Consider the following 26,187-nt stretch of genomic DNA (forward strand, 5'->3'; position numbering starts at 1 on the left):
GAGCGAGCAAAGCCAACGACGTTGTGATTCGAAGTATGACGAGTACGGCTGCATTTTAGGTTCACTCGGCCTGTGCATTCAGACAGAGTTAACGTTGTTAAGGGCTTTTGGGAAGGGCTTAAAAATGCAACAGAATACCGTTCAAATGAAACGCGTACTGACCACTCCTGCGTTAGTTTTTTTCGGGCTGGCTTATATGGTGCCACTCGGAATTTTCACCACCTATGGACAAGTAACTGTATTGAGTGAGGGCCATCTGCCTATCGCTTATTTAATTACATTAGCTGCCGTCTTTTTTACCGCCATGAGCTATTGCCGCATGACAAGCGCACTTCCTCTTTCAGGATCTGCTTATTCATACGTGCAAAAAACCTTTGGCGGCACACTCGGGTTTTTAGTGGGTTGGGCACAATTGCTCGACTATCTCTTTCTGCCAATTATTAACTACATTGCAATTGGGATCTTTGTTCATGAAGCGTTCCCCGATATCCCAATGTATGTGATTATTTGCAGTACCATCACAATTGTTAGCATTATGAATATTTTGGGAATTAAATTAGTTTCCTCAATGAATATGCTAATCATTTTAATGCAATTTGTATTTATCGCAGTGTTCCTATACTTGAGTTTTAAAACTTCATTTGTATTGGATACTGATGCTTTATTAGCACCTATTACGGTAATGTCAGAACAAGTATCAGGGTTATTTGCTGGTGCAGCGGTACTCTGCTTAGCCTTCCTTGGCTTTGATGCGATCTCCACCATGGCAGAAGAAACCAAAGATGCACGTAGTGCGTTACCAAAAGCGATTCTATACACCGTGTTTATCGCAGGTACGCTATTTGTCATCATTTCCTATGGTGCGCACTTGGTTTACCCGATATGGCAAGATTTCATTCCTAACACAGATATTGCTAGCCTTGCGGTAATGAAACAAGTTGGTGGTGCGATGATGGCTTCTAGCTTTATCACCGCTTATGTTATCGGTGTATTTGCCTCGGCAATGACCTCACAAGCCAGTATTGTGCGTATTTTCTATGCGATGGGCCGTGAAGGCGTGTTACCACGTTCGCTGTTTGCTTATCTGCATCCAAGACTCAATACACCGGTTTACTCAATTATCTTTGTTGCGTTAGCATCACTGCTTTCATTAGTGCTTTCACTCAGCATGGTCGCCTCAATGATTAGTTTTGGTGCCTTAATTGCATTCACTTTTGTGAATTTATCGGTCATTAAACATTTTTACATTGACCGTAAAGCACCGCTGGATAATACAAAAATTATCACTTGCCTGATTATGCCTTCTATTGGTGTTATCCTAACATTATGGTTATGGACAAGCCTTGATAGCGAAGCCTTTAAAGTGGGTTTATGGTGGCTAGCCGCAGGGGCAATTTACTTAGCACTGCTGACCCATGGTTTTACTCGTCGTCCACCTGCAATCTCTGACGATGAAACTGAAATGATTATTAACTAAGCATTTCAAGTCTTATAAATGATTACGGGGGAGCACTTGCCTTCCCCGTTGTTTTTTTAGCTCTGGTGCCACCAAAGCACCACTGATACAGACGGTTTACAATGAATAATCAATTAGCTGACGTTATTTATTTTAACGGTTATATATATACTGCGGATGATAAAAATCGCGTTGTCGATGCGGTTGCTGTTCGTGATGGTTACATTCTTGCCACAGGCACTTCTGATGAACTTCATCAGTATGTTGGCCCTGAAACAGAGAGTATCGATCTCGAAGGCAAAATGATGATGCCTGGTATCATTGATGGTCATATGCACCCTTTTTGGGGCGGTATTCAACTCTTCGGTTGTCATTTAAATTATGAATCGTTAACTATCGAGCAAATTTTAGAGCGTGTACAAGATCACCTCGATAAAGATCCTCGTACCGGGGAAAATGATTGGCTCAAAGTCACTGCATGGCTACGTCAAGGAATGATCCCGGCGGGTGTTGATATGTATCGTGAAGATATGGACAAGCTCAATACAAAACGCCCTGTCGTATTATTTTCAAATGACTGCCATACATTGCTAGCCAATAGCCGTGCTCTCGAACTATTTGGTATCACTAAAGACACGCCTGAGCCACCTGATGGTAAAATTGGCAAATACGAGAACGGTGAGTTGAATGGCATCCTTGAAGATGCACCCGCTATGCGTGCTGCCGATAGCATTCCTTCAATTCGTGACGACCAAGCAATTGAAGTTGCTGAATTAGTACAGAAAGTACTTAACCAGCAAGGTGTGACTATGGTGATGGACGCCCGCGTTTCAGAACAACAGCTTGAAGCCTTTTCTCAATTACAGCAACGTGGTGACCTTACGATCCGTTTCCAAGCTGCTCGTGAAATCACCCCCGATGAAACACCAGATGTTGCTTCAGTAGCGGCAGCCGTGGATAAAGCCGTTGCATTTGCCAAAAAATGGCACCAAGCTGATTGGACACCAACCCCAGGTATTGGCTTGAATAATATTAAAATGTTTGTTGATGGTGTCATGCAATTTCCAACAATGACAGCGTCGTTATTGCAGCCATACCGCATTAATCAAGGCACAGATGACACGCCTAATTGGGTAGAAACGGATAACTATGGTGATCTGTATTTCACAGCTGAAATTCTTGATGAATTAATGGAAAAAATTGCCGCAGCAGGCTATGACCCTCACTTGCATACTGTTGGTGAAGGTGCCGTTTCCATCGTATTAGATGCGATTGAAAAAATGCGAGCAGCGCACCCAGAAAAAGATATTCGCCCAGGACTAGCTCACAATGAACTAGTCCATGCGGATGATTACGCCCGTTTTGCGCGCTTAAAAACCATCGCTTGTTTATCTTTCCAGTGGGCAGCCCCAACTCCAGAGCTAGCGGCTTTTGAGAAAAAAATGCTCGGTGATGAACGTTTTGAGCAACTTGAACCCATCGCTAAATTTGTCGATGCTGGCGCGGTTGTTGCATTTGGTAGTGACTGGCCAATCGATGATTTCGATGAGTGGTATGATTTAAAAGTCGCAGCGACACGCCGTGGCCACGATATTAATGGCCAAAAAGCACCGAGACTCGATAATGACCGAGATTTGACGGTAATTGAAGTTTTGCGCTCTGCAACCATTGACTCTGCTTATGCACAGCACCGTGAAGATGTACTCGGCTCATTAGAGGCTGGAAAATTTGCTGATATGATCGTGCTAGATCGCAATGTATTTGAGATCCCTGCTGATGATATTGAAAATGTAAAAGTATTACGTACAATTATTGGTGGAAAAACTGTACATATTGCTTAATTATTTATTTAGATAACTAATTAAATAAACACCCCAAAGATTCAATAATATCTTGGGGTGTTTTTAATTGGGCACTTAATTCCAAACCTGAATACTCACAATTAAATCGGGAAATTACGAGGGAATAAACTCCCTCGTAAAGCAACATTATTCTTCGTAAGAAAATGTTGTTTGAACAACTGTATTTCCATGACTAATGACAATTAGGCAAAGCCTATCCCGCATTAATAGTGAAATACCGAACACGGTAATACACGCCGAAACAAACGCAATCACTGCGAACTTGCTCATTTCCCTTGACCTCTTAATAGTTAAGAGGCACAATCCTAATTGTTCGGTTAGGTTTGGGCCTCGTTGGTTAATAATAACTAACGGGGCTTTTCCATTTCTAATCCAAACATTTTATCCAATATAATAAGCTTGAACCAGAAAGGCTCAAGCACCCGCCCAAATGATAGCAAACTTTTATATTTCACTCACGCTCAATTCCATTGGAATAAATAAAAATATAAATTTAATTATCTAATTATTAGTTCGTATAATATTAATTAATTTACATATTGATTTTATATATTGGTTTAAGAAAAAGGCTAAAAATCGGCTATCTTTAAAATAGCCCTTGCAAAAGAAAAAAGTTACCGTTAGTATCCGTAGCGTTTTATATTCATCTACTAACTGCAAGGAGGTTTACCATGACAACAATTAATCAAACTCTTTGCGGGCACACTCAGAAATAGCCACTCTCGTTAGTTAATCTATTTTCTTAATTTTGCCTGCTAATTCACCTTATTTTTCAATTAAAAATGAGTTAATAGCTTATGGGCAATACCTTACATACTGTGGATCAGCAAGTCAGCTATATCGCCACAGAATCAACATGGATTGAAAGTAAAGCAATCCAACAGTTACAAACAACCGCAAACTTACCTAATATGGTCTCTGTTGTTGGCATGCCTGACCTACATCCAGGCCGTGGATACCCAATTGGTGCGGCATTTTTCTCAACCAAGCGCTTTTATCCTGCGCTAGTTGGTAATGACATCGGTTGTGGAATGGCGCTGTTCCAAACTGATATTAAAAAATCGAAAGTTAACCTCGATAAACTCGAAAAACAACTTTCTGAAATGTCAGATCATGCGCCTTTGTCATGGCTTGAAGAGCATGTTCCAAATAACATGCAATCACATGACTTTATGTCATCATTAAGTTCTATTGGTGGCGGAAATCATTTTGCTGAATTTCAGAGCGTTGATGAAATATTAAATCCAGAATTGTTCAGCATATGTGGATTAAATAAACAACAATTACTGTTATTAGTGCATAGTGGCTCTCGTGGCTTAGGCCAATCAATCCTTCGCCAACATGTAGAAAAATATAGTCATGATGGACTTATAGACAATACTCAAGATGCAAAAGATTATCTGGAAGCTCATCAGAATGCATTGGATTTTGCCCAACTAAATCGGCAAATGATCGGTTTACGTATGCTGCAACAAGTAAAATCAAAGGGAAAACTCGTACTCGATCTTAATCATAACCTAGTTGAATACTGTAAAATCAATGGTACTGAAGGGTGGATACATCGAAAAGGAGCGACACCATCAGATCGCGGGCTAGTCGTTATCCCTGGTTCTCGAGGTGATTACAGTTATCTCGTTTCTCCACAACCAAGTCAAGTTTGTCTGAATTCTCTTGCTCATGGAGCTGGACGGAGGTGGATGCGGGCTGAGTGTAAAGGGCGTTTATCACATAAATATACACCGACTCAATTATCAAGGACGGTATTAGGTAGCCGTGTTATCTGCGCAAACAAACAATTGATTTACGAAGAAGCCCCTCAATCTTATAAATCTATTGATACTGTAATTGAAAGCATGGTGAATATTGGCATCATCCAAGTTGTTGCACGCCTTAAACCTGTTATAACCTATAAAACCAGTAGAGATTGCTAATGATATTATTACAGTTTTCCTCTGCGCAGGGGCCTGAAGAATGTTGCATAGCGGTGGAAAAAGCACTTGCTTGTTTTTTCCAAGAGGCTAAAAAGCTTTCAGTCATTGCCGATACACTTGAGTTTTTTCCATCACGCTACGGACTGAAATCTGCCTTAATTTCATTGGAAGGTGAGAATGCAGAAATACTATCCCAAAAATGGACTGGCACTATTCAATGGCAGTGCCAAAGCCAAATTAGGCCACGACATAAACGTAAAAATTGGTTTTTGAGTGTCACCCGTTTCTCTCCCATTAAACCAATTGAAGAGAGTGAAATTGAGTTTGAATTTACTAAAGCACAGGGGGCTGGAGGGCAGCACGTTAATAAAACCTCGTCTGCGGTTAGAGCAAAACATGTCGCTACGGGTATCACTGTCAAAGTGCAATCTGAACGCAGCCAGCACGCTAACAAAAAGCTTGCGAAACAGTTAATTCAATGGAAATTGAATGAACATCAATCGCAGCAACTTAATGAACTGGATCAACAACGTCATCATTCCCATTATCAAATTGAAAGAGGAAACGCTGTAATTACTTTTTCAGGAAATGAATTTAAACGTTTAAAATAAAACAATGCCACCTCAGATAAGAGGTGGTATATAATTTAAGATATCTACCTTACTGTTTTGTGCTTTACTACCCAGACAATATTTAATTCACTAAATAACACATTGAATTATTAAATTGAAATTCAGCAATATAATAATTTGGTTCAATGATAAAACTATATTCTTTTTGTGAAGAAAAACAATTTGTTGTTTGTATTAGTGACGAATAATCAACATCATAATTAATAGGTACAATATCACCCTTATTTTTATTCATTAAGCTATTAAATGCTGTTTCTAATTGTTTTTCATATTCCATGATACTCATTCCTTGTTGAATCTGCTTATCACCATAACCAAATTTATCAACGCTGTTCATCTACAAGCTCCTTTTATATGTACATTGAAAAATCACAAGTAAAATGGCTGATATAACCGATTAAAACAAGTTAAATTGAATAGAGTTAATCTTAAATTTTAAAGAAAATATTCTAATATTAATTAGATATTATAAATATGGAAGAATCTCTATCAGCCACCTCAATAAGAGGTGGTAATAGCCTGAACGGATTAGAGTAATTTTTCTGTTAAAAACCAGCCTGCGATACTTTCTCGTTTTTGCTGAGTCGGTAGCACTTCATGTGGAAATTCTTCAGACATGAAAAAAATCATGCGGCCAGCCCGGGGTTCTAATTCAAACAGTTGATTGTTTTCTTTATCGTAAACAACAAGTTCACCGCCATCTCCTGTTTGCCATGTTTCATTCATATATAAAACAGTAGTCACCTTACGACGCCCTTGTCCTCTTGGGTTATCAAGATGCTTTTTATAAAACCCACCATTAGGATAACGGCAGAAATGCGTTTCAAAATCACGTAGCCCTAGATAAAGCTGGCAGTTTAACTCTTGCCTTATCTGTTCCATTTTATCGAGATAATGGGTGATAGGTGCCCCCATTTCAGGCTCTAGCCAAATAGTTTGGTCAGCACGAACAGCTTTATTACCTTGTAATGAGTCTCCATGCCCAATGCGTGCATCTTGCAATGTGTTTGGTATGCATTGTTTTATCGTTTTAATATCTGACAAGGTCAGAAAATCGTTCCACACATACCAACCTTGTGAGGAAAGTGAATCAATGAGTTTATTGATAGACATGATAAATATAAGAATGGTTATTAGGTAAGATTTTATACTTTATTGTCGGGAAAAATTAAAATAAAAAACGTGAATCTTGATGATTCAACAACTATATCGATGATTAATCCTAAAAGTAGGTATTTCTAAATGCAGGCTCTCGAGCGCCATCTATTATATTGATGCTCAACAAGTTTCCTCCTCGAGAGGATATTAATTAAGGGGACTAACGGTAACCAGTTAGCCCCCTCAACCAATTAGCAAAATGATATCTTTAGTGTGTTACTCCACACATTGCTGTTCTTCCGACGCAACCTTTAATTTGAATGATGGGTTTTTGATCCAATATAGGGGCATCAATACTTGATGAAGCATTACTCTCATAAGCTGGCTTGAGCCCTACAATTTGTTCAGCAAGTGTATCTGGCTGTTGACGTTGAGTAAGTGATGATTTCGGTGTTTTCATGCCCTTTAAAAAATCTAATTCAATATTTAAGCGCTCTCGATTCATTTCTTTCATTAACATTTCAACTTCATAAATCTCTTTAGCTAACTCATTACTTTTTATATTAAAACTAGAAATAGGTGTAAAAATCTTGCCCCGTAACCCACCATGATTAACAAAATCTATTTTCTTGAAATTATTTTCAGGTCTATTCCAACTTTCATTATTTTGCAAATCTTGATTGACTTCCTTAATATATATATCAGCTTCAAATCGACTGTATTGCCAATCTTCCTCTTTCAAATTAGTAAGTGCAGCCTCCTGATTTAATAACATATTAGAGACTTGTTTAACTTTCTCATACTGCTCAGATAGACTTTTATTTATTTTAATCTCAACCGTATTCATAGTGCTATTTATTTTATCAGCATCACGCCTTTTAGAGACTAACAAATCCTCACGAACAGAATCTATTCTCTCTATTGATTTATTAGCACTACTATCAACATCATTTAATAGCTCATTAATTCTTTTTATTTTCAACCTAACCAGATCTATATTTTGATTTATATTTGCAAAGATTTCATTTTCCATATGAATAATCTCCATTAATTAACTTAATAAAATTGAAAATAAAGGTTATCGCAAGTTAAAATAAAAAACAAACATTTTAAATATATCATTAAATTATAAAATCAAGAATACATTATTCAGTATTATATAATTTCTATTATATTTATTTGTGGATTAGTACCGCAATTCTTCGCGGTACTATATTGAATTGAGATCTACAGCATTTCTAGCCGTGCATAAGAAGCCACCAGCCACTTAATTCCTTGGCCTTGGAAAGCGATTTGTAAACGACAGTGTTCCCCACTACCTTCAAGGTTAATAATCGTGCCTTCTCCAAATTTAGGATGAACTACACGCTGCCCTAATGCATAACCCGAATCATTTTGGCTAATCGGGGTACCAAGGCGTTGATGGCTAACTGGTCTTGAAACCTGCGCTCGCAAACGAACTTCCTCAACACACTCGGTTGGTAGCTCACCGATAAAACGAGAAGGCCTGTGATAAACTTCTTTGCCATATAAACGACGACTTTCAGCGTAGGTGATAGTCAGTTTTTCCATTGCTCGGGTAATACCGACATAAGCAAGGCGGCGCTCTTCTTCAAGACGACCACTTTCATCCATCGACATTTGGCTTGGAAACATACCTTCTTCCATTCCCACAATGAATACAACAGGAAACTCTAGACCTTTAGCTGAATGTAAAGTCATCAATTGAACCGCATCTTGATTGACATCCGCTTGCCCATCTCCTGCTTCCAATGCTGCATGAGAAAGAAAAGCCTGCAGTGGCATTAAGTCTTGGTCTTCATCTTGATAACTAAAGTCACGAGTCGCGTTGACTAGCTCTTCCAAGTTTTCAATTCGTGCCTGTGCTTTTTCACCTTTTTCTTGTTCATACATCGCTCGAAGGCCTGAGTCATTAATCACTCGATCAGCCTGAACATGCAATGGCATATCTTGGGTTTCTTTAGCTAATGCATCGACTAATTCTAAGAAACGCTCAATTGCAGCGGCTGCCCGACCTCCCAACACCTGCTCGCGAAGTAAGTACTCACAACTTTCCCATAATGTTAGTTGTTGATCCCGTGCAGTTTGGCGAACAGTATCTAATGTTCTATCTCCGATGCCACGTGTTGGTGTATTGACCACCCGCTCGAAGGAAGCATCATCATTACGATTTGCTATTAATCTTAAATAAGAAAGTGCATCTTTAATCTCTTGGCGTTCAAAGAAACGTTGCCCACCATAAATACGATATGGCATAGCACCTTGGATGAGCGCCTCTTCTAATACACGAGACTGTGCATTACTCCGGTACAGCATGGCACAATCTTGTAGGGCTCCACCATTTTCATGCCATTGTTTAATGCGCCCAACCACATAACGTGCTTCATCTAACTCATTAAAAGCGCAGTAGAGGGAAATGGGTTCACCATCTCCGCCTTCTGTCCATAAATTTTTCCCTAAGCGGTCACTGTTATTCGCTATCAATGCGTTCGCCGCTTTTAATATATTATTCGTCGAGCGATAATTTTGTTCGAGGCGGATAGTTTCTGCACCAGGAAAATCATTGAGAAAACGCTGGATATTTTCGACTTGAGCACCACGCCAGCCATAGATTGACTGGTCATCATCACCAACAATCATGACTTTGCCAGTTTCCCCAGCGAGTACACGGATCCATGCATATTGGATATTATTGGTATCTTGGAATTCATCGACGAGAATATTCGTAAAACGCTCACGATAATGCTGTAGTACATGGGGCTTGTTTAACCACAGTTCATGGGCTCGTAATAATAGCTCAGCAAAATCCACCAGTCCGGCTCTGTCACAGGCTTCTTGGTAAGCTTGGTATACTTTTAGCCATGTTGCTTCAACGGGATTACCGTAGGCTTCAATGTGTTGAGGCCGAAGGCCTTCATCCTTTTTACCGTTGATGTACCACATGCCCTGACGTGGCGGCCATTGTTTTTCATCTAAATTCATCGCCTTAAGTAAGCGACGAATTAAACGGTATTGGTCATCACTATCGAGAATTTGAAAATCCTGCGGTAAATTGGCATCCATATAATGTTGGCGTAATAAACGATGCGCTAAGCCATGGAATGTTCCTATCCACATACCGCCTTCACTAGTACCAATCAATTGATTGATTCTATGGCGCATTTCTGCTGCCGCTTTGTTCGTGAACGTCACTGCCATAATTGAAAATGGGGAAGCATTTTCCACAGACATCAGCCATGCAATTCGATGCACTAGCACCCGAGTTTTACCACTACCTGCCCCCGCAAGGACAAGTAAATTGGTACGCGGGGCGGCAACCGCTTCGCGCTGTTTGTCATTAAGGCCTTCAAGCAGATAAGAGACGTCCATAGTTACCATCAAAGCAAAACAGTGGTTAATACCACTGTGAGGTTATTAACAATGGCTATTGCCACTGTGTTTTTATACAGGAAATAATTATACCAATGATAAGAGAGAATCCAACCGCGAAATTTCCACATGCGGTAATAAACGCCCCTCTTTCTCTTCCATCAGTGTTTTTTGTTCTGTGTTTATCCAGCAAGCTTGCATACCGCTGTTAATTGCACCTTCAACATCAGTTAACAGGTTGTCCCCGACATGAAGAATAAATTGTGGCTCAATTTCAAGTCGCTTTGCTGCTAAACGATACATATCACAAAATGGCTTTGAGCGCCCATCAGGCCCCGCTTTCAATACAAATTGAAAATATTGGCCTAACCCACATGCTTCCGGCTCTGCGTTACCATTAGTAATCGCCACCAACGGAACTTTTTCTGCAAGTTGGCACAATGTTTCATGGGTGGATTTCGGGACATCGATTCTATTTCGCCAATATGTGAAATGCGCCATGATGTCATCCGCCCCTTTTTGTGCCGCTTCTTTCGAGTAACCATAATGGCAAAGCATCATTTTGGAAGAGAGCCAACGCCAACGTGATATATCATGATAAATATCAGGCTCTTGTTCTTCAACAAGACGGCGAAAAGCATAAAGATCTTCATTACTAAAATGATTAAAGCGCGGATCATATTCACGAACAAAACGTAAAACTTCTTCTTCCGTTTTATCAATAACTGGGTGGTTATCGTAAAGCGTGTCATCCAAATCAAACGTGATCGCCAGAATGGGTGATAACGGACGGTAAAAATGCATTAAGGTTTCTCCCTCTTTGCTCTCGGATGAGCCACATCATAAACGTTTGCTAAGTGCTGAAAATCAAGGTGCGTATAGATTTGTGTCGTCGATAAATTTGCATGCCCAAGAAGTTCTTGCACTCCACGTAAATTCCCACTGGATTCAAGGATATGTGTCGCAAAAGAGTGGCGTAACTTATGGGGATTAATGTGGCTATTAACCCCTTGTTTTATTCCCCATTGCTCAAAACGCTTCTGTACGTTCCGATTCGAAATTCGTTTACCACTTTGGGTTGAAATGAAAACAGCGTCATCTTCTGGTTCATAGAGTTCTCGCATCTCAAGCCAACGCTGCAGCCAGCTCACTGCGGTTTTCCCCATTGGCACTCTGCGCTCTTTGCTCCCTTTTCCCATCACCCACACTTCACCCGTATTTAAATCAAGATGGCGAACGTCCAGCCCAACGAGCTCAGATAAACGTAACCCCGCACCGTACATTACTTCAAGCATTGTTCGGTCACGTACAACAAGGGGGTCGCCACTATCCATATTCAACAGTTGGGAAACTTCATCCACATCCATATTTTTAGGGAGACGCTTTTTGGATTTTGGAGCATGGATTGCTTTTGCAGGGTTTGCTGGTAGTTCCCCTTGATGTACCATCCAATCAAAAAAACTACGCAACGATGATAACCGCAACGCCATACTTGCTGCTTGCAAGCCCGATTTACGACTTTTCGCGGCAACATTACGCACAATAGTCGCATCCACCTTTTGCCATTCGTGGATATTTAATGAGGCTAACATTTCCACGATAACACTGAGTTGACGGCGATAATTAGTGATAGTGACAGAGCTTAGCCGGCGTTCAACTCGCAGATAATGCAGAAAAGCGTCAATTTGGCTCATCAGCCCTTCTGGCTGATTTTTTACAGGCGTTCTATCCATTGGCATAATAACCTCGGTAGAATTTGAGCGACTTTCTCCAACATGACCGTTCCCATACCATGTTGATAATGTTCACGATCACGGCTAGTAAAAATGACCATACCTGATTCACCATGATGACCAAACAATGAAATGGCGACTGAGCCAACATTTAACGCATCAGGCAAAAGTAGTTGGATTTCAGGGCCATTTAGCCGGCCGAGGTAGTTTCGCTTATCACCAAAGCGTTGAATCCTCACGTGTTCAAAAACACGACGCGAGATAACTAATTGATGTGCATCCAAAGGTGCAGACAAATGCCAACTGTCACTAAACAAGCGTACCTGAGCACCGGATAAACCCAGTTTTTTTGCCCAACGGTTTAGCGCTAACAGCATTTGCTGTAAACTTTCTGCTGATGACATTTCAATCACCAACACTAACAACTCATCAAAAAGCTCTACATTTTCATGAGCTTGCTCAACCATAAACCGAATATCTTGTTCGAGCTCTTTGATTTTCAACCGTTGACGGCTCATGACTAACTCAGGCAATGAAATCGCTTCCCGCACAACATGGGGGATTTTTAGCTGTTCCAACAGTTGAGCATTACGAAGAAAAAAATAGGGGTTTTCCGTTAAGTAGCGCACGACATCAAGCTCATCAATTTGATGAACCAATTCCTGTGCTTTTTTGGTTTTATCCATTTTTCCCTCTTCGGCTATTCAAAATTAGAGTTGAATGACTCCGTCATAAACATGCGTTGCAGGGCCTGTCATATAAAGTGGCGACCCAGGGCCGTCCCACGAAATATCTAATGAGCCCCCCGGCAAATCGACTTTAACCCGTTTCGCCAGTAGCCCTTGAGTAATTCCAACTGCAACAGCCGCACATGCTCCGCTACCACAAGCTTGAGTTTCCCCAGCCCCGCGTTCATAGACGCGCAAGCGAATATGGTCAGCACTGATAATTTCCATAAAGCCAATATTTGCACGTTCAGGGAAGCGCTCATGACTTTCTAATGCGGGACCTAAAACTTCGACTTCTGCCGTATGAATACTTTCAACTTGAATGACACAATGCGGGTTCCCCATTGAGACAACCCCACACAACACTGTACGTTCTTGTGCTCGAATAATATAGGTCTTTTCTTCTTTGATAGCGCGAAATGGCACTCTCTGTGGTTCAAAATCAGGCACGCCCATATTAACGCAGACATCATCATTCTCATTTATGGTTAATGTCATACGGCCGGACTGAGTACTGACCTTAATTTTCTGCTTATTCGTTAAGCCTTTTAGCCTAACAAAACGTGCAAAACAACGCGCACCATTGCCACATTGTGCAACTTCACTGCCATCCGCATTAAAAATACGATAATGAAAATCAAGGTCAGGGTCATAAGGTGCTTCAACTAATAATAGTTGATCGAACCCAACGCCTGTATGCCTGTCTGCTAATCGACAAATCAATTCAGGCGAAAAATACACATTTTGTGTAACACCATCGACAACCATGAAGTCATTGCCTAAGCCATGCATTTTAGAAAATTGCATTTCACGCTCCATAGAGGTGGCTTACTGATTATTTGTTGTTTGAGCAGGCTCTTTGGCAGTACTGTCTTGTGCAGTGGGTTGCACATCAGATGCCTTAGCCGGTGCTGCAGTTTCTTCCGGCGGAAAATACAACGGGCCTTTTAAGCCGCAACCAGAAAGGGTAAATAAAACAACTAGAGCACTAAGCCCAATTAAACTTTTTTTCATTCTTTTTCGCCCGTAATGCTTACTTTTGACATCTGATATTTTACACAATAACAGGAGTGGCCTTGCAAATCACGCCTGTTTATTCAGCATGCTGATATTATATACTTTAGGCTAAATTTAGTCTGAAATTTTTAGTAGGTATGCTTAGATTGACCCCAATGCCGATCCCCTCCTATAATTTCAATCAATAATAATAGTTTTCATTAAATCATTGTGAGCAAACAGGAAATTAATCGTGAATGACAGCGAATTTCATCAGTTAGCCGAAGCGCTACTGAACAGCATCGAAGAGCATTTAGATAATTATGAAGGTGATGCCGATATTGATTGTGAAATCAATGGTGGCGTGATGACCCTTAGCTTTGAAGATGGCAGTAAAATTATTATCAACAAACAAGAGGCATTCCACCAAATGTGGTTAGCAACGAAGCAAGGTGGATACCATTATGATTATCAACAAGGTCATTGGGTTTGTGACCGTTCAGGACATGAGTTTAAGGCTAAACTAGCCGAGGCAATTGCTTTCCAAAGCCAAGAGCCCTTTTCATTCTAAGCCTTATGAATTTAAACGGTGGGCAGCGTTATACTACTGCCTACCATCAATAATAGTGCGCTTGTGGGTGCTGCGGTTGGCTAGAATGCATTTCATACCCAATGTCATCATCTTCTGCCGTAAATGGCCATGTCCCGCCAGAAAAGGCAACAACTTGGTTTTTACCATCTTGATTAATGATTTGGTAAAATTGCGGTAAATTGAAGTTGATAAAGTTTGCACCGTAGGTAAACCGATCATGGGAAGAAGAATAGAATTTACTCACATCACGGACAAGATCTTCTTTCGATCCTTCACAGTGGGAATAGATTTCAACCCGATTCGCTTCATCTAAAACATAAATATTAAAACTGGTATTATCTGCCGTATTTTCAAAGAAAAACTGTACAATCCCTTCACTTGCATAGCCATCAACAACTGCAGGTAAATGGTTGTCACTCTTCGCCTGAAGTTTAACGGGCCAGCCATGTAGTTTGTTATGGGAGATAGCCCCGTAGAACTCAACCGCATTCTCAAGTTTTTGTACCGATACGTTCAGACGCTCAAAGAATAACCCCCACGTCTGCCCCGCGATACGCAATGCTTTAAAACGCCCAGGGTCATTTCGGTTGCTTGACAAACGCAATTCAACACACTCAGATACCAACTGTTGTACACGAGTACGGATCAACCCACGTAAGTGCTCACTATAACAAAACACCTCAACCGCTTCAGGAGGCGATGCATCTTGATGCATTTTCCCTAAAATGGTTTTAAGTGCTTCTAACATGCACTGTTCTCCGCTGAAATGTAGCGTTCTTACCTCATTCCACGAATTACGATACAACAAATCAATACTACCAATCAGGCACTGTTGTGATTCTCCAAAACTGAAAATATCCAGTTTTCTAAAATCAACATGGACGACTTGCTCAGAATATACCTGTGTTGGATCTTTTTCTAAGTTAACAATGATTGCAAGATGGCGAATTTCACATGGACTATAAAGCGCTTTTGGCGTTGGGGCTGGTAACCTGATAGGGAAATGGCTTGAAACATCGTGCATCAGTTCAAGCAATTTTCGTTCATCACACTGGGATTTCCCATTATGCATGTAAACCTGGGTGGTTTCAGTCAGCAAACCATTAAAATAAGCCCATGCCACTAATTTATTTAAATAGCGGTTATATTCAAGAGGTTGATGGCCAATAATGGCATCAATATTTGGCGCTTGGTTATACAAATACCAGCCGCTACGGTTAGCTCGCCCCTCTGGCACATAAATAAAGGTTAAATGCGCTTCGCTCAAATCAGGTGAGATTTGTGGATTAACTAACGTCACCTTCCCCGGGAGAGCTTCGAAAGCCGCATATAATTTACGGGTTAATACTCCAATATCTTGTGGGCTTGCACTAACACTTAAATTATTTCTACGGGCAAAGCGAATGAGGTTACGATAGCTTTGCATCATCGTATCAAGTAACTCGTTATGTGCTTCACGGACACGCTCAATTTTCCATTGATTGCGTGTATCGAGTATCGACAAACGCTCTGATCCCCACCCCCATGATTCAACCAATTGAGACAACACATCACGGCGCCAACCTGCGCAAGTATTCCCCTCTTCTTCAGATAGTTTTTCGCATACTTTCAGGTAGAAACAACGGCGGATAAGGTCAAGACGGGTTAAATCATTAATTTCAGTCAGGTAACGTGTCACACGCTCTAACATTAAGCAGTATGAGTCCAAGCCATAACACACAATTTCGCCTGCATGTAAATGACGCTTAAACTCCATGGCTAATAATTTACCGTTAGGGTAATCCCATGAATAGGATTCCAGCAAAATACTCTTCAATACCGCTTTATAAGGGGAATCAACACTTTTATACAACTGCCATAGGCTTGCACCGAAATACTCCGCGGCAGAAAGTTCGCTTAACCCACCTAAATCAAGCCATTCATTAGGCGTTAATACCCCTTGCGCGTATAACCCCATAACATATTCATCGTAATGCTGTTCTTCCTCAACGGGTACCATCGTCCACAATAAACGCTTGCCCGCCATACGCACAGCCGTTCGATAAAATTCATCTAATAGTAGGATGTGTTGCGTTGAACCACAGTTTTCCCCACCAATATGCCCACTGGCATGATGGCGAAAACGATTTTCATCGATTAAAAAAACAGTGACATCAATGCCTAAAGACGCTGCCCACTGCTCAATCAGTGTACATTTTTTTTGTAAGAACCGTTTTTCTTCGTGATCCAACCAAGAGGGGTGACAAACCCACACATCAATATCTGAGCATTGGCTTTGTCCAACAGAAGAGGTACTCCCCATCGAATAAATACCTGTGATGGGTAATTCGCCATTCGTGGCAGTTTCAATAGGTAAAAAGCGTTCAAATTGTTCCAACCACTTCATTTGCTCTGCATCAGGTGAGAAAAAACAGACACCATGAGGCACATTACCTTCAATAAAACCAGGTATCATTGGGTGATGATAATGAAACAAGACAGGCAGCAAGCTATAAACCTTCGAGAAGGTTTCACTCATAGAAGCTGTTGCACGTTCTAACCGTAATTGGTTTATTGCATCCAGTCTTTGTTTTAAGGTTTCAATATAGAGATACAAAGGTTACGCCTGATTGAATGAAAGTAATACAAACCGGAGAATTTCCCAGCACCCAACAGATAGAGATAGATTTAAAATAATTTTCAAATGGATTGTCGGAAACGTGATCAATTTAACACCTTGCATCAAAAGGGTAAAGTAGATCACATAATTTTACGCGCTTATTTTTGATACAAAATGCTTTTCAACATATTGTATAAAAAGACTTTTTATTTTTTAATCTGTAAAATATCCCTTGTTTTTCAATGGAATAATTTCTTTTTACCCAGCAGTCTAGTAAAACAACAAAATAGAATGATATTAAGTACAATACGCACAGCGTCTGTGCTTACACGCTTCAACACGAATTAACAGAAAACACAGAATGTTCCACGCAAAAAATAGCACGATAAGCTAAAGAAAGGACTTAATAACGATTCTAGGTCATCTCATTTTGAATCACTTTCTTGCATCATGGTAGAAAAAGTAAATCGGCGATAAACGATCCGAAGAGGTTTTTTTCACCTAACTGGAAAAAATATCCTTAACATGTTAAAACTAATGCCAATTGTATGGTTAATCTGCGGCATTCTTCGCCAGAGAAAACAGTAAAATGACATCAACAAATATCGTGCGTATTGCGACGCGCAAAAGCCCTTTAGCCCTATGGCAAGCGCACTTTGTCAAAGATAAATTAGAGCAGCTTCACCCAGGCTTACAGGTTGAATTAGTGCCTATGGTGACAAAAGGCGACATCATTCTTGATACCCCTCTTGCTAAGGTCGGCGGGAAAGGTTTATTCGTCAAAGAATTAGAACTTGCCTTGTTGGAAGGACGCGCAGACATTGCCGTTCACTCGATGAAAGATGTCCCTGTTGAATTCCCTAAAGGCTTAGGATTAGTCACGATTTGTGAACGTGAAGACCCTCGAGATGCCTTTGTCTCAAACCACTACGATAATCTTGATGCATTGCCAAAAGGCAGTATCGTCGGAACATCGAGTTTACGTCGTCAATGCCAATTAAGGGAACTCCGCCCTGATTTAGTCATTCGCGACTTACGTGGTAACGTAGGTACACGCCTATCAAAATTAGATAACGGTGAATATGATGCCATTATTTTAGCCGTTGCTGGGTTAAAACGCTTGGAGTTAGACATTCGAATTAAAACGGCTCTTGCACCTGAGCAATGCTTACCTGCAGTTGGCCAAGGCGCTGTCGGCATCGAATGCCGTTTAAATGACAGTAAAACCCGCGAGTTACTTGCGAAGCTAAATAATGACGCAACCTCAACTTGTGTCCTTGCGGAACGTGCGATGAATATGCGCCTTGAAGGCGGTTGCCAAGTCCCTATTGGCAGTTATGCTATTTGGCAAGATGACAAAATATGGCTGCGTGCCTTGGTGGGAGCCCCAGACGGCAGTGTTATTATTCGTGGGGAACGGCTCGTTTCTCCAAGCGAAGCTAACCAAGCAGGGGTATCCTTGGCTGAAGAATTACTTGAGCGTGGTGCAAGGGAAATTTTGGCGGATGTCTATCAAGGAAACCCGCCTGCATGAAAGTGCTTGTCACTCGCCCTGAGCCCGCATGTTCAGAGCTGATCACGGCAATCACCGCCAAAGGGGGGGAAGCCTTCTCCTCCCCTTTAATTCGCATTGGACCCGGTGCTGAATTAAATACCCTTATACCTCAACTTGATAGCCTTACTGAAAATGATTTAGTCTTTCTTTTATCTAAAAATGCAGTCGAATATGCAAATTTAACACTTGAACAAATGGGGCGTAGCTGGTCAGATAAGTTATCTTACTACGGGATTGGCCGCTCTACAGGGCAATATTTTCAGCAAGTAACCGGAAAAGACATACGTTGGACGGAGCAAGGCGAAACCAGTGAAATACTACTGACACACCCTGAGCTTCAATTTCTCGAAGGGAAAAACGCCCTGTTATTACGTGGAAATGGCGGGCGAGAGCTTCTCGCGTCAACATTGCGGGCTCGAGGTGCGCAAGTCAGTTATTGTGAATGTTATACAAGGTACCCGGTTGATTATGATAAAGCTCTGTTCAATCAGCAGTGGTTTCAAACCGGTATTACAGATGTTGTGATCACGAGTGGTCAAATGTTAGCCTTGTTAGAAGAATTAATCACTGAAGAATACCAAACTTGGTGGTTTTCCCGCCGCCTACTTGTCGTCAGTGAACGGATTGCAGACCAAGCCCGCAGAGGCGGATGGCAAAAGGTCTGTGTAGCTAATAGCGCAGATAATAATGCTTTATTAGAAGCATTAATTTCAATCGATATGGGATGCTAATTTATGACGGAACACGATAAAACAACCGAGACGGTTACCCCAGAAGCTGGTGCAGAACAACCGCGCCCAAAAACTAAACCTTCTTCGGAACAAAAACGTTCTGGTCTGATAGGCGGTGTAATTGCTATCGCTATTATCATCGCTATTGGCGGTGGGCTGTACTATTTCACTCAACAAAGTAATGCCACCTTAGTCAATGAAAACAATGAATTAAAACAAAAATTAAGTGATTTAATCGAACAACAAAACTCAGACAGGCAGCGGTTAGATGCATTAATTGCGGCTAATGCTGAAATAAAAAGCCATTCTCGTGAATATGAAGAGAACCTCAACCGCCGCATGCAAGAGCTGCAAGCGCACGTTACTGCGTTATCTAGCGCTGATGTTAAAAGTTGGCTACTTGCACAAGCTGACTTTATGGTCAAAATGGCGGGAAGAAAGCTGTGGAATGATCGCGACCCAGTAACCGCGGCCGTTCTGTTAAAAAGTGCAGACTCAAGTCTGGCAGAAATGAATGACCCGAGCCTACTCGACATTCGTAAATCGATTAACAGTGATATGGCTAAATTAGCCGCAATCAACCAAGTTGACTATGACGGTATTATCTTACGTTTAAACCAGCTAAGTAATGAAGTCGATAATTTACGGTTAGCGGATTTAAACAGTGGTGACGCGAAAACTGAAGATAACGCTGACGTTAGCGATGATATCTCTGATTGGAAACAAAACTTGACTCGTAGCTGGAAAAGTTTTGCAAATGACTTTGTCACAGTACGAGCTCGTGATGGCTCAGAAGCCCCTCTCCTTGCACCAAATCAAGATATTTACCTACGTGAAAACATTCGCTCTCAGCTATTAATTGCAGCGCAAGCCGTACCACGTTATCAAGAAGCCACTTACAAACAGTCATTAGAGCAGGCTTCGACTTGGGTAAGAGCCTATTTTGATACTGAGGCGCCGGAAACCAAAGCATTCCTATCAACCATTGACGACCTAATCAATCAGCCTATTGATATTGACATGCCTGATACTTTAGAAAGCCAAGAAAAGCTAGAAAAAGTCATGCAAACACGGGTTCGTAGCTTACTCTCTCAGTCGTCAGACAACACAAAAGTTAGCGATGGTGCTGTTGATGCCGCAGCAGATGCGCCTAAAGCGTCAACAGAGGCTGCGCCCGATGCTGCTGTTCCTGCCACGGATACGCAAAAAGCAGAGTCAGCTGACAATTCGCACCCTTTTGAATCAGCAGAGCCTGCTGGCAATAGGGGGTAATTATGATAAAAGTCCTGATCCTATTTATAGTACTTATTGCCGGGGTGATCTTAGGCCCATTATTAGCAGGTCACCAAGGTTATGTTTTTATTCGTACTGACAATTATGACATTACGACCAGTGTAACCAGCCTCGTTTTAGGCTTTATCTTGCTCCAATTTGTGCTGTTGTTCCTCGGTTGGTGTTATCGCCGCTTTATTAGTACAACATCGCGTACTCGAGGTTGGGTAAGTGGCCGTAAATACCACAAAGCACATACTCAAACACAAAAAGCGCTACTGAAATTAGCAGAAGGTGATTTCGAGCAAGTTGAAAAATTAATGAGCAAACATGCTGATTTTTCTCAACAACCGGTCATTAACTACCTCATGGCAGCCGAAGCTGCTCAACAGCGTGGTGATGAATATCGCACTCACCAATACTTGGATAGAGCCGCCGAAGCCGCAGGGAGTGACCAGCTTCCTGTTGATATCAGCCGTGTCCGTATCCAATTAGCGGAAGGAGAAGTCCATGCTGCCCGTAATGGCATTGATAAACTTCTCGACAAAGCTCCAAGGCACCCTGAGGTGCTGCGCCTAGCAGAACAAGCTTACTTACGCTCAGGCGCCTATCAGTCGCTGATTGAATTACTTCCTGTCATGGCTAAAGTACAGTTACACAATGAAGATGAGCTCGATGCATTGAAATTAAAGGCTTACAAAGGGTTGATGAACCAATATATGGCTGAAGGGGGTAGTGATGGGCTAAAAGCTTGGTGGAAAGCACAACCTCGCCGAGTTCGTCATGAAACCGCATTGCAAGCTTTCTTAGCAGAACATTTAATTGAATGTGGCGATGCTGCAAGTGCAGAAAAAATGATTATTGATGGTTTAAAACAGCAATATGATGAACGCTTACTCCTGCTAGTGCCAAAACTGAATAGTGAACGCCCTGAAGTTATCGAAAAAACCCTTTTACATCTGCAAAAGCAAAACGGTGCCACCCCGTTACTCAACAGTACATTAGGTGTTTTATCGCTACAGCATGCCCAATGGGATAAAGCAGAAACCTACTTTAAGGCCGCTTTAGCACAACGTTTTGATGTTCAGGATGCATCATGGTTAGCCGATGCGTTTGACAGGCAACATAAATCTAGTGATGCGGCAAAAATTCGCCAAGATGCATTAAACCATTCATTAAAACAAGAACGAAACTAATATTCTTGCTTATCCTTTTCTAAAAACTCCACACCTTTTAGTGGAGTTTTTTTATTCATAAACTTAACTGCCACTAAGTCTAGCTTCCCCAATCAAAACGCAGAAATGAATTTAAATACATTGCGTTAGTCGTATTAAATCATCGTAAAAGGAGAATATGAGGTTTATGATTGGTAACATTACAGATCAATAACTCAATATTTAATCAATAATCGTTATTTAAGGATCAGCAAAACACACTTGGCTATGTTATAAAATAAACACATAGTGTATAAAGCTTTATATACATCTTTGCTTTGAATGAATTAGGGATATCGGTATGAATGTAATTAAAACTATTTGGCGCTGGATTATTGCAACCCCAAACCGTTTACAAATATTCTTTGATCTTCTGCTGTTAGTATTATCACCTTTTGTTTTTATTATGATTATTGGTTTTAATACCGAAGATCTTAGTAAAGACATTTTCATTATTACATTCATTATCCTCTGCTATACCTATATTACTCGCTGGTTCAGTAAGTGGTTTAGTAAAGGTAGAAGCTAATACCTATCTTATTTTCAGCCTCTTAGTCATTTTCTAAGGGGCTTGGCTTTTCACATAAACAAAAAAAACACCTGCACAAGGCAGGTGTAAAATACAATCAGGTCTACAGACGGATGGTGCCTCACTCAACGTTTCGCCCGTTCGTTGATGGTAAGAGGATGAGCTCTTGATCATCTAAGTTGGACAATAGGCACCGATAATCGGCTTTGCGTCATCTCTGGGTTTATGAAGCTTCGCTGTCATAAGAAGTGAGATGAGCATCTACATATAAAATAATGCACAATGCATGCCAACTTTTTTAAACCGAGTTTTTTTTTAGTTTACTCTTTTGGCTTCGCTCTCATCTCTCGGTTTTACACATAATTTTCCTTCTTGGAAAGAAATCCCCCTAACATTAAAGAATTCACTAATGTGGTTCCTGTATCTTATCTTGCTATTTTGTCGCAGTTTAGAGACAGCATAAAACAGTTATTTACATTCCCTTATAAATCAACAAGTAAAATGTCTCCTTTTGGCGACATCAATATAATGAATTGTATCTATTTTACGACACAGGCTAGTTAACCTGCTAAATTACAAATAAAAACAAGCAATTAACCATAGCCAATCATTATTGAAGAAACAGCACTAAGTAGACTTTAAACAATTCAGGTTATAGCTAGGCGGTAAGTGAAGATATACCGATGAATATACACAAATATGTGATTCTAGGAGACTAACGCAGACAACAATGCGATGGGTTGAAGTGTGATGATTATAAAGCATAAAAAGCAAAAAACCCGTCGGTTAAGACAGGTTTCTTTAAATTGGTCGGCGAGAGAGGATTCGAACCTCCGACCCACTGGTCCCAAACCAGTTGCGCTACCAAGCTGCGCTACTCGCCGAAATTTTGTAGTACTTATTAATACCTATTACATTTCTTCGTGGTGCGAAAGGGGGGACTTGAACCCCCACGTCCATAGGACACTAACACCTGAAGCTAGCGCGTCTACCAATTCCGCCACCCTCGCAATGTCACAAAAAAATGGGGTGGCTAATGGGACTCGAACCCACGACAACTGGAATCACAATCCAGGGCTCTACCAACTGAGCTATAGCCACCATAACTTCACTTTTTTCAAAGCGTTGCTATATTACTACATACAACGTCATTTTGCCAACCGTAGCGAAGCGCTAAAACTGGTGCGCCCGACAGGATTCGAACCTGAGACCTCTGCCTCCGGAGGGCAGCGCTCTATCCAGCTGAGCTACGGGCGCTTAACGCCGTTGCGGGAGAGGATAGTACGGATTTATCCTCCTGCTGTCTAGTCCTTTTTGAAATAAAAATATCGATTGCTTGCCTTTTATCCATTTCGTTGAGAAAGAGAGCATATTTACCCTCTTTTTCGCTATGCGCCTAATAAAAATCTATCAAAACTCCGACGTTAAACTTTTCCGTTACGGTTATTGAACAGGCGAATGATGAAATAAAGGAGAGAAACACCCCCTAAGAAGATGGCTCCAACGATTAAAGATAAGCGAGTATCTGGGTTAATCGCCATTCCAACCAATACGCAGGCTAAAAATAACAAGGTCGCATAGTTAACCCATGGAAAAAGGATCGATTTGAAAGGATGCCCAATAAGCTTTTCTTTGTTTTGTTGGCGAAAACGGATTTGGCTGGTCAATAGCACTAACCAAGGCACCATACCTGGTAACACACTCGCACTATAGACATACACAAAGACTTTTTCTGGATTCGGTATGATGTAATTCAGGCTAGAACCCGCCACTAAACAGAGAATAGTAAAGCCAACGCAACGTGCTGGTACGCCATTTTTCGTTAATTTCAATAATGACTTAGGTAATTGCTTATTTTGTGCTAAGGCATATAGCATTCGCCCACCACTATACATGCCACTATTGCAACCAGATAACGCCGCAGTTAACACCACAAAGTTAATTACAGCGGCTGCGGACACAATTCCCACTTTCGCAAACGTAAGAACAAATGGGCTACCTTGTGAACCCACTTCCGTCCACGGAAAGAGTGTCACAACAATAAAAATAGCACCCACATAAAAAATTAATATGCGCCATAAAATATTATTGATCGCTTTTTTTAATGTAACTTGAGGATTTTTCGCTTCACCTGCCGTGATCCCAACTAATTCAACCCCTTGATAAGAGGCCACAACGATACACAAAGCAAATAAGAAACCTTTCCAGCCCCCGGCAAAGAAACCACCATGTTCGGTAAGGTTCGCAAGCCCAATCGGCTCAAAGTTATTACCTAGACCAAAAAAAATCAGCCCTAAGCCAATTAAAATCATCACCACAATCGTGGTCACTTTGATCATGGCAAACCAGAACTCAAGCTCTCCATACAGCCGTACAGCGGCTAAGTTAGCTAATGCCACTAATACCACTGCGATAATGGCAAAAATCCATTGAGGCACATCAGGGAACCAATATTCGGCATATACACCAATCGCAGTGATCTCTGAAATACCAACAGCCACCCACATAAACCAGTAGCCCCAAGCAGTCAGGCACCCCCAAAACGGACTTAAGTATTTATAACCAAATGAAGCAAAAGAACCCGTTACAGGCTCAAGAAATAGCATTTCCCCCATTGAACGCATAATGAAGAAAACAAAAATCCCGGCGATGATATATGCCAGTAAAACCGAAGGCCCCGCCCATTTCAGCGTACTGGCCGACCCCATAAATAAACCAACGCCAATGGTTCCCCCGAGCGCGATAAGCTCGATATGGCGCGCTTCTAACCCACGTTGAAGCCCCTGCTGTGGATTTCCCATACATACCCCTGTCAAAATTAGATAATTAAAATGCAGTTTTAATTGAAACTCAGTTAGTAATAATCACTGCAATTATTCGAAAAATATCAATTAGGCGATTAAAAAAATGCCATAGCCGCAAGATTGAGCACAAACTGATGCGAACATACTTATTTTTGAGGGATTATAGAAATATTTGAAGGAAGAGACCAGCTATTCGGAACCGTGTGAACTGTAAGTAAGCCTGTTAAGCCTACTTACAGTGAGTTAAATTCATTGAAAATAACAATATAAATCAAACTACTACAAAAACTACAGCTTACCACCGTAATAGTAGCCTAAAAATTTCAGTAATTTAAACTGTCGAGTAATACGGGAAGGTTGAGATAATAAGCGATATAACCATTCTAGACCTAAGTTTTGCCACACTTTCGGGGCGCGTTTAACATGCCCTGTAAACACATCATAAGTCCCACCAACGCCCATATATAACGCATCTGGATACACACTTCGGCAATCCCGCATAAAAATTTCTTGTTTCGGCGACCCCATCGCAACGGTGACAATTTTAGCGCCACTTGCGCGAATACGTTCGAATAATGCGCTTCGGTCTTCAGCGGTAAAATAGCCGTTTTGCGAGCCAACAATGTTCACATTCCACTGCGAGCGTAGTTTGCTTTCTGTTTGCTCTAGAATCTCGGGTTTACCACCCACTAAGAAAACTGGCGTGCCTTCTTTACCGGCCCGTTCCATTAACCCTTCCCACAAGTCAGCACCAGCGACACGAGAAACTTCAGCTTGTGGGTATTTACGACGGATAGCACGGACAATACTAATTCCGTCAGCATATAAATATTCAGCTTGGCCTAGTAATGTATTTAAAGCCGTATCTTGTTCAGCGATCATCACTTTTTCTGCATTAATCGCAACAAGTGTTCCCGTTTTTGTTTCTCCACCAGCAAATAAATAGTCTAAAAAATGGGCCATATTTTTAAAACCCCAAATATTATGACCACGAATACTATATTGTGGAATAGATGACTGTGTAACGGATGAAGACTGAGTTGATGACGATTCCATGATACTCCT

The 26,187-nt window shown here is 41.1% G+C and carries 23 protein-coding genes and 4 tRNA genes; 10 read left to right on the forward strand and 17 right to left on the reverse strand.

What is annotated here, in order from left to right; translation table 11 throughout:
• Positions 1–124: 124 nt before the first annotated feature.
• Together P3L44_RS19235 and P3L44_RS19240 are read left to right on the forward strand one after the other, a co-directional pair.
• Positions 125–1,477 (forward strand): APC family permease, encoded by a 1,353-nt coding sequence (locus P3L44_RS19235; RefSeq protein ID WP_272662176.1) that lies wholly within the window; start codon positions 125–127, stop codon positions 1,475–1,477.
• Between the two features lie 101 nt (positions 1,478–1,578).
• Complete coding sequence (locus tag P3L44_RS19240; RefSeq protein WP_272662156.1) at positions 1,579–3,297, forward strand: amidohydrolase; 1,719 nt, start codon at positions 1,579–1,581, stop codon at positions 3,295–3,297.
• A 147-nt stretch (positions 3,298–3,444) separates the two neighbouring features.
• Here P3L44_RS19240 and P3L44_RS19245 read toward each other — a convergent pair whose 3' ends face one another.
• Positions 3,445–3,588, reverse strand: a complete 144-nt coding sequence (locus tag P3L44_RS19245) for a Hok/Gef family protein (RefSeq protein ID WP_110591039.1) — start codon at positions 3,586–3,588, stop codon at positions 3,445–3,447.
• A 527-nt stretch (positions 3,589–4,115) separates the two neighbouring features.
• Between P3L44_RS19245 and P3L44_RS19250 the strand changes: the two genes are divergently transcribed.
• Both P3L44_RS19250 and prfH read left to right on the forward strand, forming a co-directional pair.
• Positions 4,116–5,249 (forward strand): RNA ligase RtcB family protein, encoded by a 1,134-nt coding sequence (locus P3L44_RS19250; protein ID WP_272662157.1) that lies wholly within the window; start codon positions 4,116–4,118, stop codon positions 5,247–5,249.
• Positions 5,249–5,860 carry a peptide chain release factor H gene (gene prfH / locus P3L44_RS19255; RefSeq protein WP_140171852.1) on the forward strand — a complete coding sequence of 204 codons (612 nt, stop codon included), beginning with the start codon at positions 5,249–5,251 and terminating at the stop codon, positions 5,858–5,860. The genes P3L44_RS19250 and prfH overlap by 1 nt, the downstream gene beginning before the upstream one ends.
• Before the next feature lie 82 nt (positions 5,861–5,942).
• Here prfH and P3L44_RS19260 read toward each other — a convergent pair whose 3' ends face one another.
• The 9 genes from P3L44_RS19260 to lptM form a co-directional block, all read right to left on the reverse strand.
• Positions 5,943–6,218: a hypothetical protein gene (locus P3L44_RS19260; protein ID WP_272662158.1), complete on the reverse strand. Its 276-nt coding sequence runs from the start codon at positions 6,216–6,218 to the stop codon at positions 5,943–5,945.
• A 191-nt stretch (positions 6,219–6,409) separates the two neighbouring features.
• Positions 6,410–6,994: a 2OG-Fe(II) oxygenase gene (locus P3L44_RS19265; protein ID WP_272662159.1), complete on the reverse strand. Its 585-nt coding sequence runs from the start codon at positions 6,992–6,994 to the stop codon at positions 6,410–6,412.
• A gap of 253 nt (positions 6,995–7,247) precedes the next feature.
• Complete coding sequence (locus tag P3L44_RS19270) at positions 7,248–8,012, reverse strand: hypothetical protein (RefSeq protein ID WP_272662160.1); 765 nt, start codon at positions 8,010–8,012, stop codon at positions 7,248–7,250.
• 194 nt (positions 8,013–8,206) lie between these two features.
• A complete protein-coding gene (gene uvrD, locus P3L44_RS19275; RefSeq protein ID WP_272662161.1) occupies positions 8,207–10,369 on the reverse strand; it encodes a DNA helicase II in 2,163 nt (720 codons plus the stop codon).
• Between the two features lie 87 nt (positions 10,370–10,456).
• Entirely contained in the window at positions 10,457–11,173 is a 717-nt protein-coding gene (yigB, locus tag P3L44_RS19280) for a 5-amino-6-(5-phospho-D-ribitylamino)uracil phosphatase YigB (protein WP_004906059.1), read from the reverse strand.
• Positions 11,173–12,102, reverse strand: a complete 930-nt coding sequence (gene xerC / locus P3L44_RS19285; RefSeq protein ID WP_272662162.1) for a tyrosine recombinase XerC — start codon at positions 12,100–12,102, stop codon at positions 11,173–11,175. The genes yigB and xerC overlap by 1 nt, the downstream gene beginning before the upstream one ends.
• Positions 12,084–12,788 (reverse strand): DUF484 family protein, encoded by a 705-nt coding sequence (locus P3L44_RS19290; RefSeq protein WP_140171859.1) that lies wholly within the window; start codon positions 12,786–12,788, stop codon positions 12,084–12,086. Before P3L44_RS19290 ends, xerC begins: the two co-directional genes overlap by 19 nt.
• 24 nt (positions 12,789–12,812) lie before the next feature.
• Complete coding sequence (gene dapF, locus P3L44_RS19295; protein WP_272662163.1) at positions 12,813–13,637, reverse strand: diaminopimelate epimerase; 825 nt, start codon at positions 13,635–13,637, stop codon at positions 12,813–12,815.
• Positions 13,638–13,658: 21 nt separating this feature from the next.
• Complete coding sequence (gene lptM, locus P3L44_RS19300) at positions 13,659–13,844, reverse strand: LPS translocon maturation chaperone LptM (protein ID WP_004906065.1); 186 nt, start codon at positions 13,842–13,844, stop codon at positions 13,659–13,661.
• A gap of 235 nt (positions 13,845–14,079) precedes the next feature.
• Here lptM and cyaY point away from each other — a divergent pair, with 235 nt between their 5' ends.
• A complete protein-coding gene (cyaY, locus tag P3L44_RS19305; RefSeq protein WP_125894317.1) occupies positions 14,080–14,397 on the forward strand; it encodes an iron donor protein CyaY in 318 nt (105 codons plus the stop codon).
• 46 nt (positions 14,398–14,443) lie between these two features.
• Here the strand turns inward: cyaY and P3L44_RS19310 are convergent, their stop codons facing one another.
• Positions 14,444–17,014 (reverse strand): class I adenylate cyclase, encoded by a 2,571-nt coding sequence (locus P3L44_RS19310; protein ID WP_272662164.1) that lies wholly within the window; start codon positions 17,012–17,014, stop codon positions 14,444–14,446.
• A 592-nt stretch (positions 17,015–17,606) separates the two neighbouring features.
• Here P3L44_RS19310 and hemC point away from each other — a divergent pair.
• From hemC to P3L44_RS19335, 5 genes are all read left to right on the forward strand, one after another.
• Complete coding sequence (gene hemC, locus P3L44_RS19315) at positions 17,607–18,551, forward strand: hydroxymethylbilane synthase (protein ID WP_272662165.1); 945 nt, start codon at positions 17,607–17,609, stop codon at positions 18,549–18,551.
• Positions 18,548–19,303, forward strand: a complete 756-nt coding sequence (locus P3L44_RS19320) for a uroporphyrinogen-III synthase (RefSeq protein WP_272662166.1) — start codon at positions 18,548–18,550, stop codon at positions 19,301–19,303. Before hemC ends, P3L44_RS19320 begins: the two co-directional genes overlap by 4 nt.
• Before the next feature lie 3 nt (positions 19,304–19,306).
• A complete protein-coding gene (gene hemX, locus P3L44_RS19325; protein ID WP_272662167.1) occupies positions 19,307–20,575 on the forward strand; it encodes a uroporphyrinogen-III C-methyltransferase in 1,269 nt (422 codons plus the stop codon).
• Between the two features lie 2 nt (positions 20,576–20,577).
• On the forward strand, positions 20,578–21,771 hold the full coding sequence (gene hemY / locus P3L44_RS19330) for a protoheme IX biogenesis protein HemY (protein ID WP_140171865.1): 1,194 nt from the start codon (positions 20,578–20,580) through the stop codon (positions 21,769–21,771).
• Between the two features lie 319 nt (positions 21,772–22,090).
• On the forward strand, positions 22,091–22,318 hold the full coding sequence (locus P3L44_RS19335; protein WP_004906084.1) for a hypothetical protein: 228 nt from the start codon (positions 22,091–22,093) through the stop codon (positions 22,316–22,318).
• An 807-nt stretch (positions 22,319–23,125) separates the two neighbouring features.
• Here P3L44_RS19335 and P3L44_RS19340 read toward each other — a convergent pair.
• The 6 genes from P3L44_RS19340 to wecG all read right to left on the reverse strand — a co-directional run bounded on the left by P3L44_RS19340 (position 23,126) and on the right by wecG (position 26,178).
• Positions 23,126–23,202 (reverse strand) — tRNA-Pro (locus P3L44_RS19340).
• Positions 23,203–23,242: 40 nt separating this feature from the next.
• Positions 23,243–23,328 (reverse strand) — tRNA-Leu (locus P3L44_RS19345).
• A gap of 15 nt (positions 23,329–23,343) precedes the next feature.
• Positions 23,344–23,419, reverse strand: a tRNA-His gene (locus tag P3L44_RS19350).
• A gap of 79 nt (positions 23,420–23,498) precedes the next feature.
• Positions 23,499–23,575, reverse strand: a tRNA-Arg gene (locus tag P3L44_RS19355).
• A 167-nt stretch (positions 23,576–23,742) separates the two neighbouring features.
• Entirely contained in the window at positions 23,743–25,119 is a 1,377-nt protein-coding gene (thrP, locus tag P3L44_RS19360) for a bifunctional threonine/serine APC transporter ThrP (RefSeq protein ID WP_140171866.1), read from the reverse strand.
• Positions 25,120–25,410: 291 nt separating this feature from the next.
• On the reverse strand, positions 25,411–26,178 hold the full coding sequence (gene wecG, locus P3L44_RS19365) for a lipopolysaccharide N-acetylmannosaminouronosyltransferase (RefSeq protein WP_109912161.1): 768 nt from the start codon (positions 26,176–26,178) through the stop codon (positions 25,411–25,413).
• Positions 26,179–26,187: the final 9 nt, after the last annotated feature.

Origin of the sequence: Providencia sp. PROV175, assembly GCF_032707045.1 — a bacterium.
GTDB lineage: Bacteria > Pseudomonadota > Gammaproteobacteria > Enterobacterales > Enterobacteriaceae > Providencia > Providencia hangzhouensis.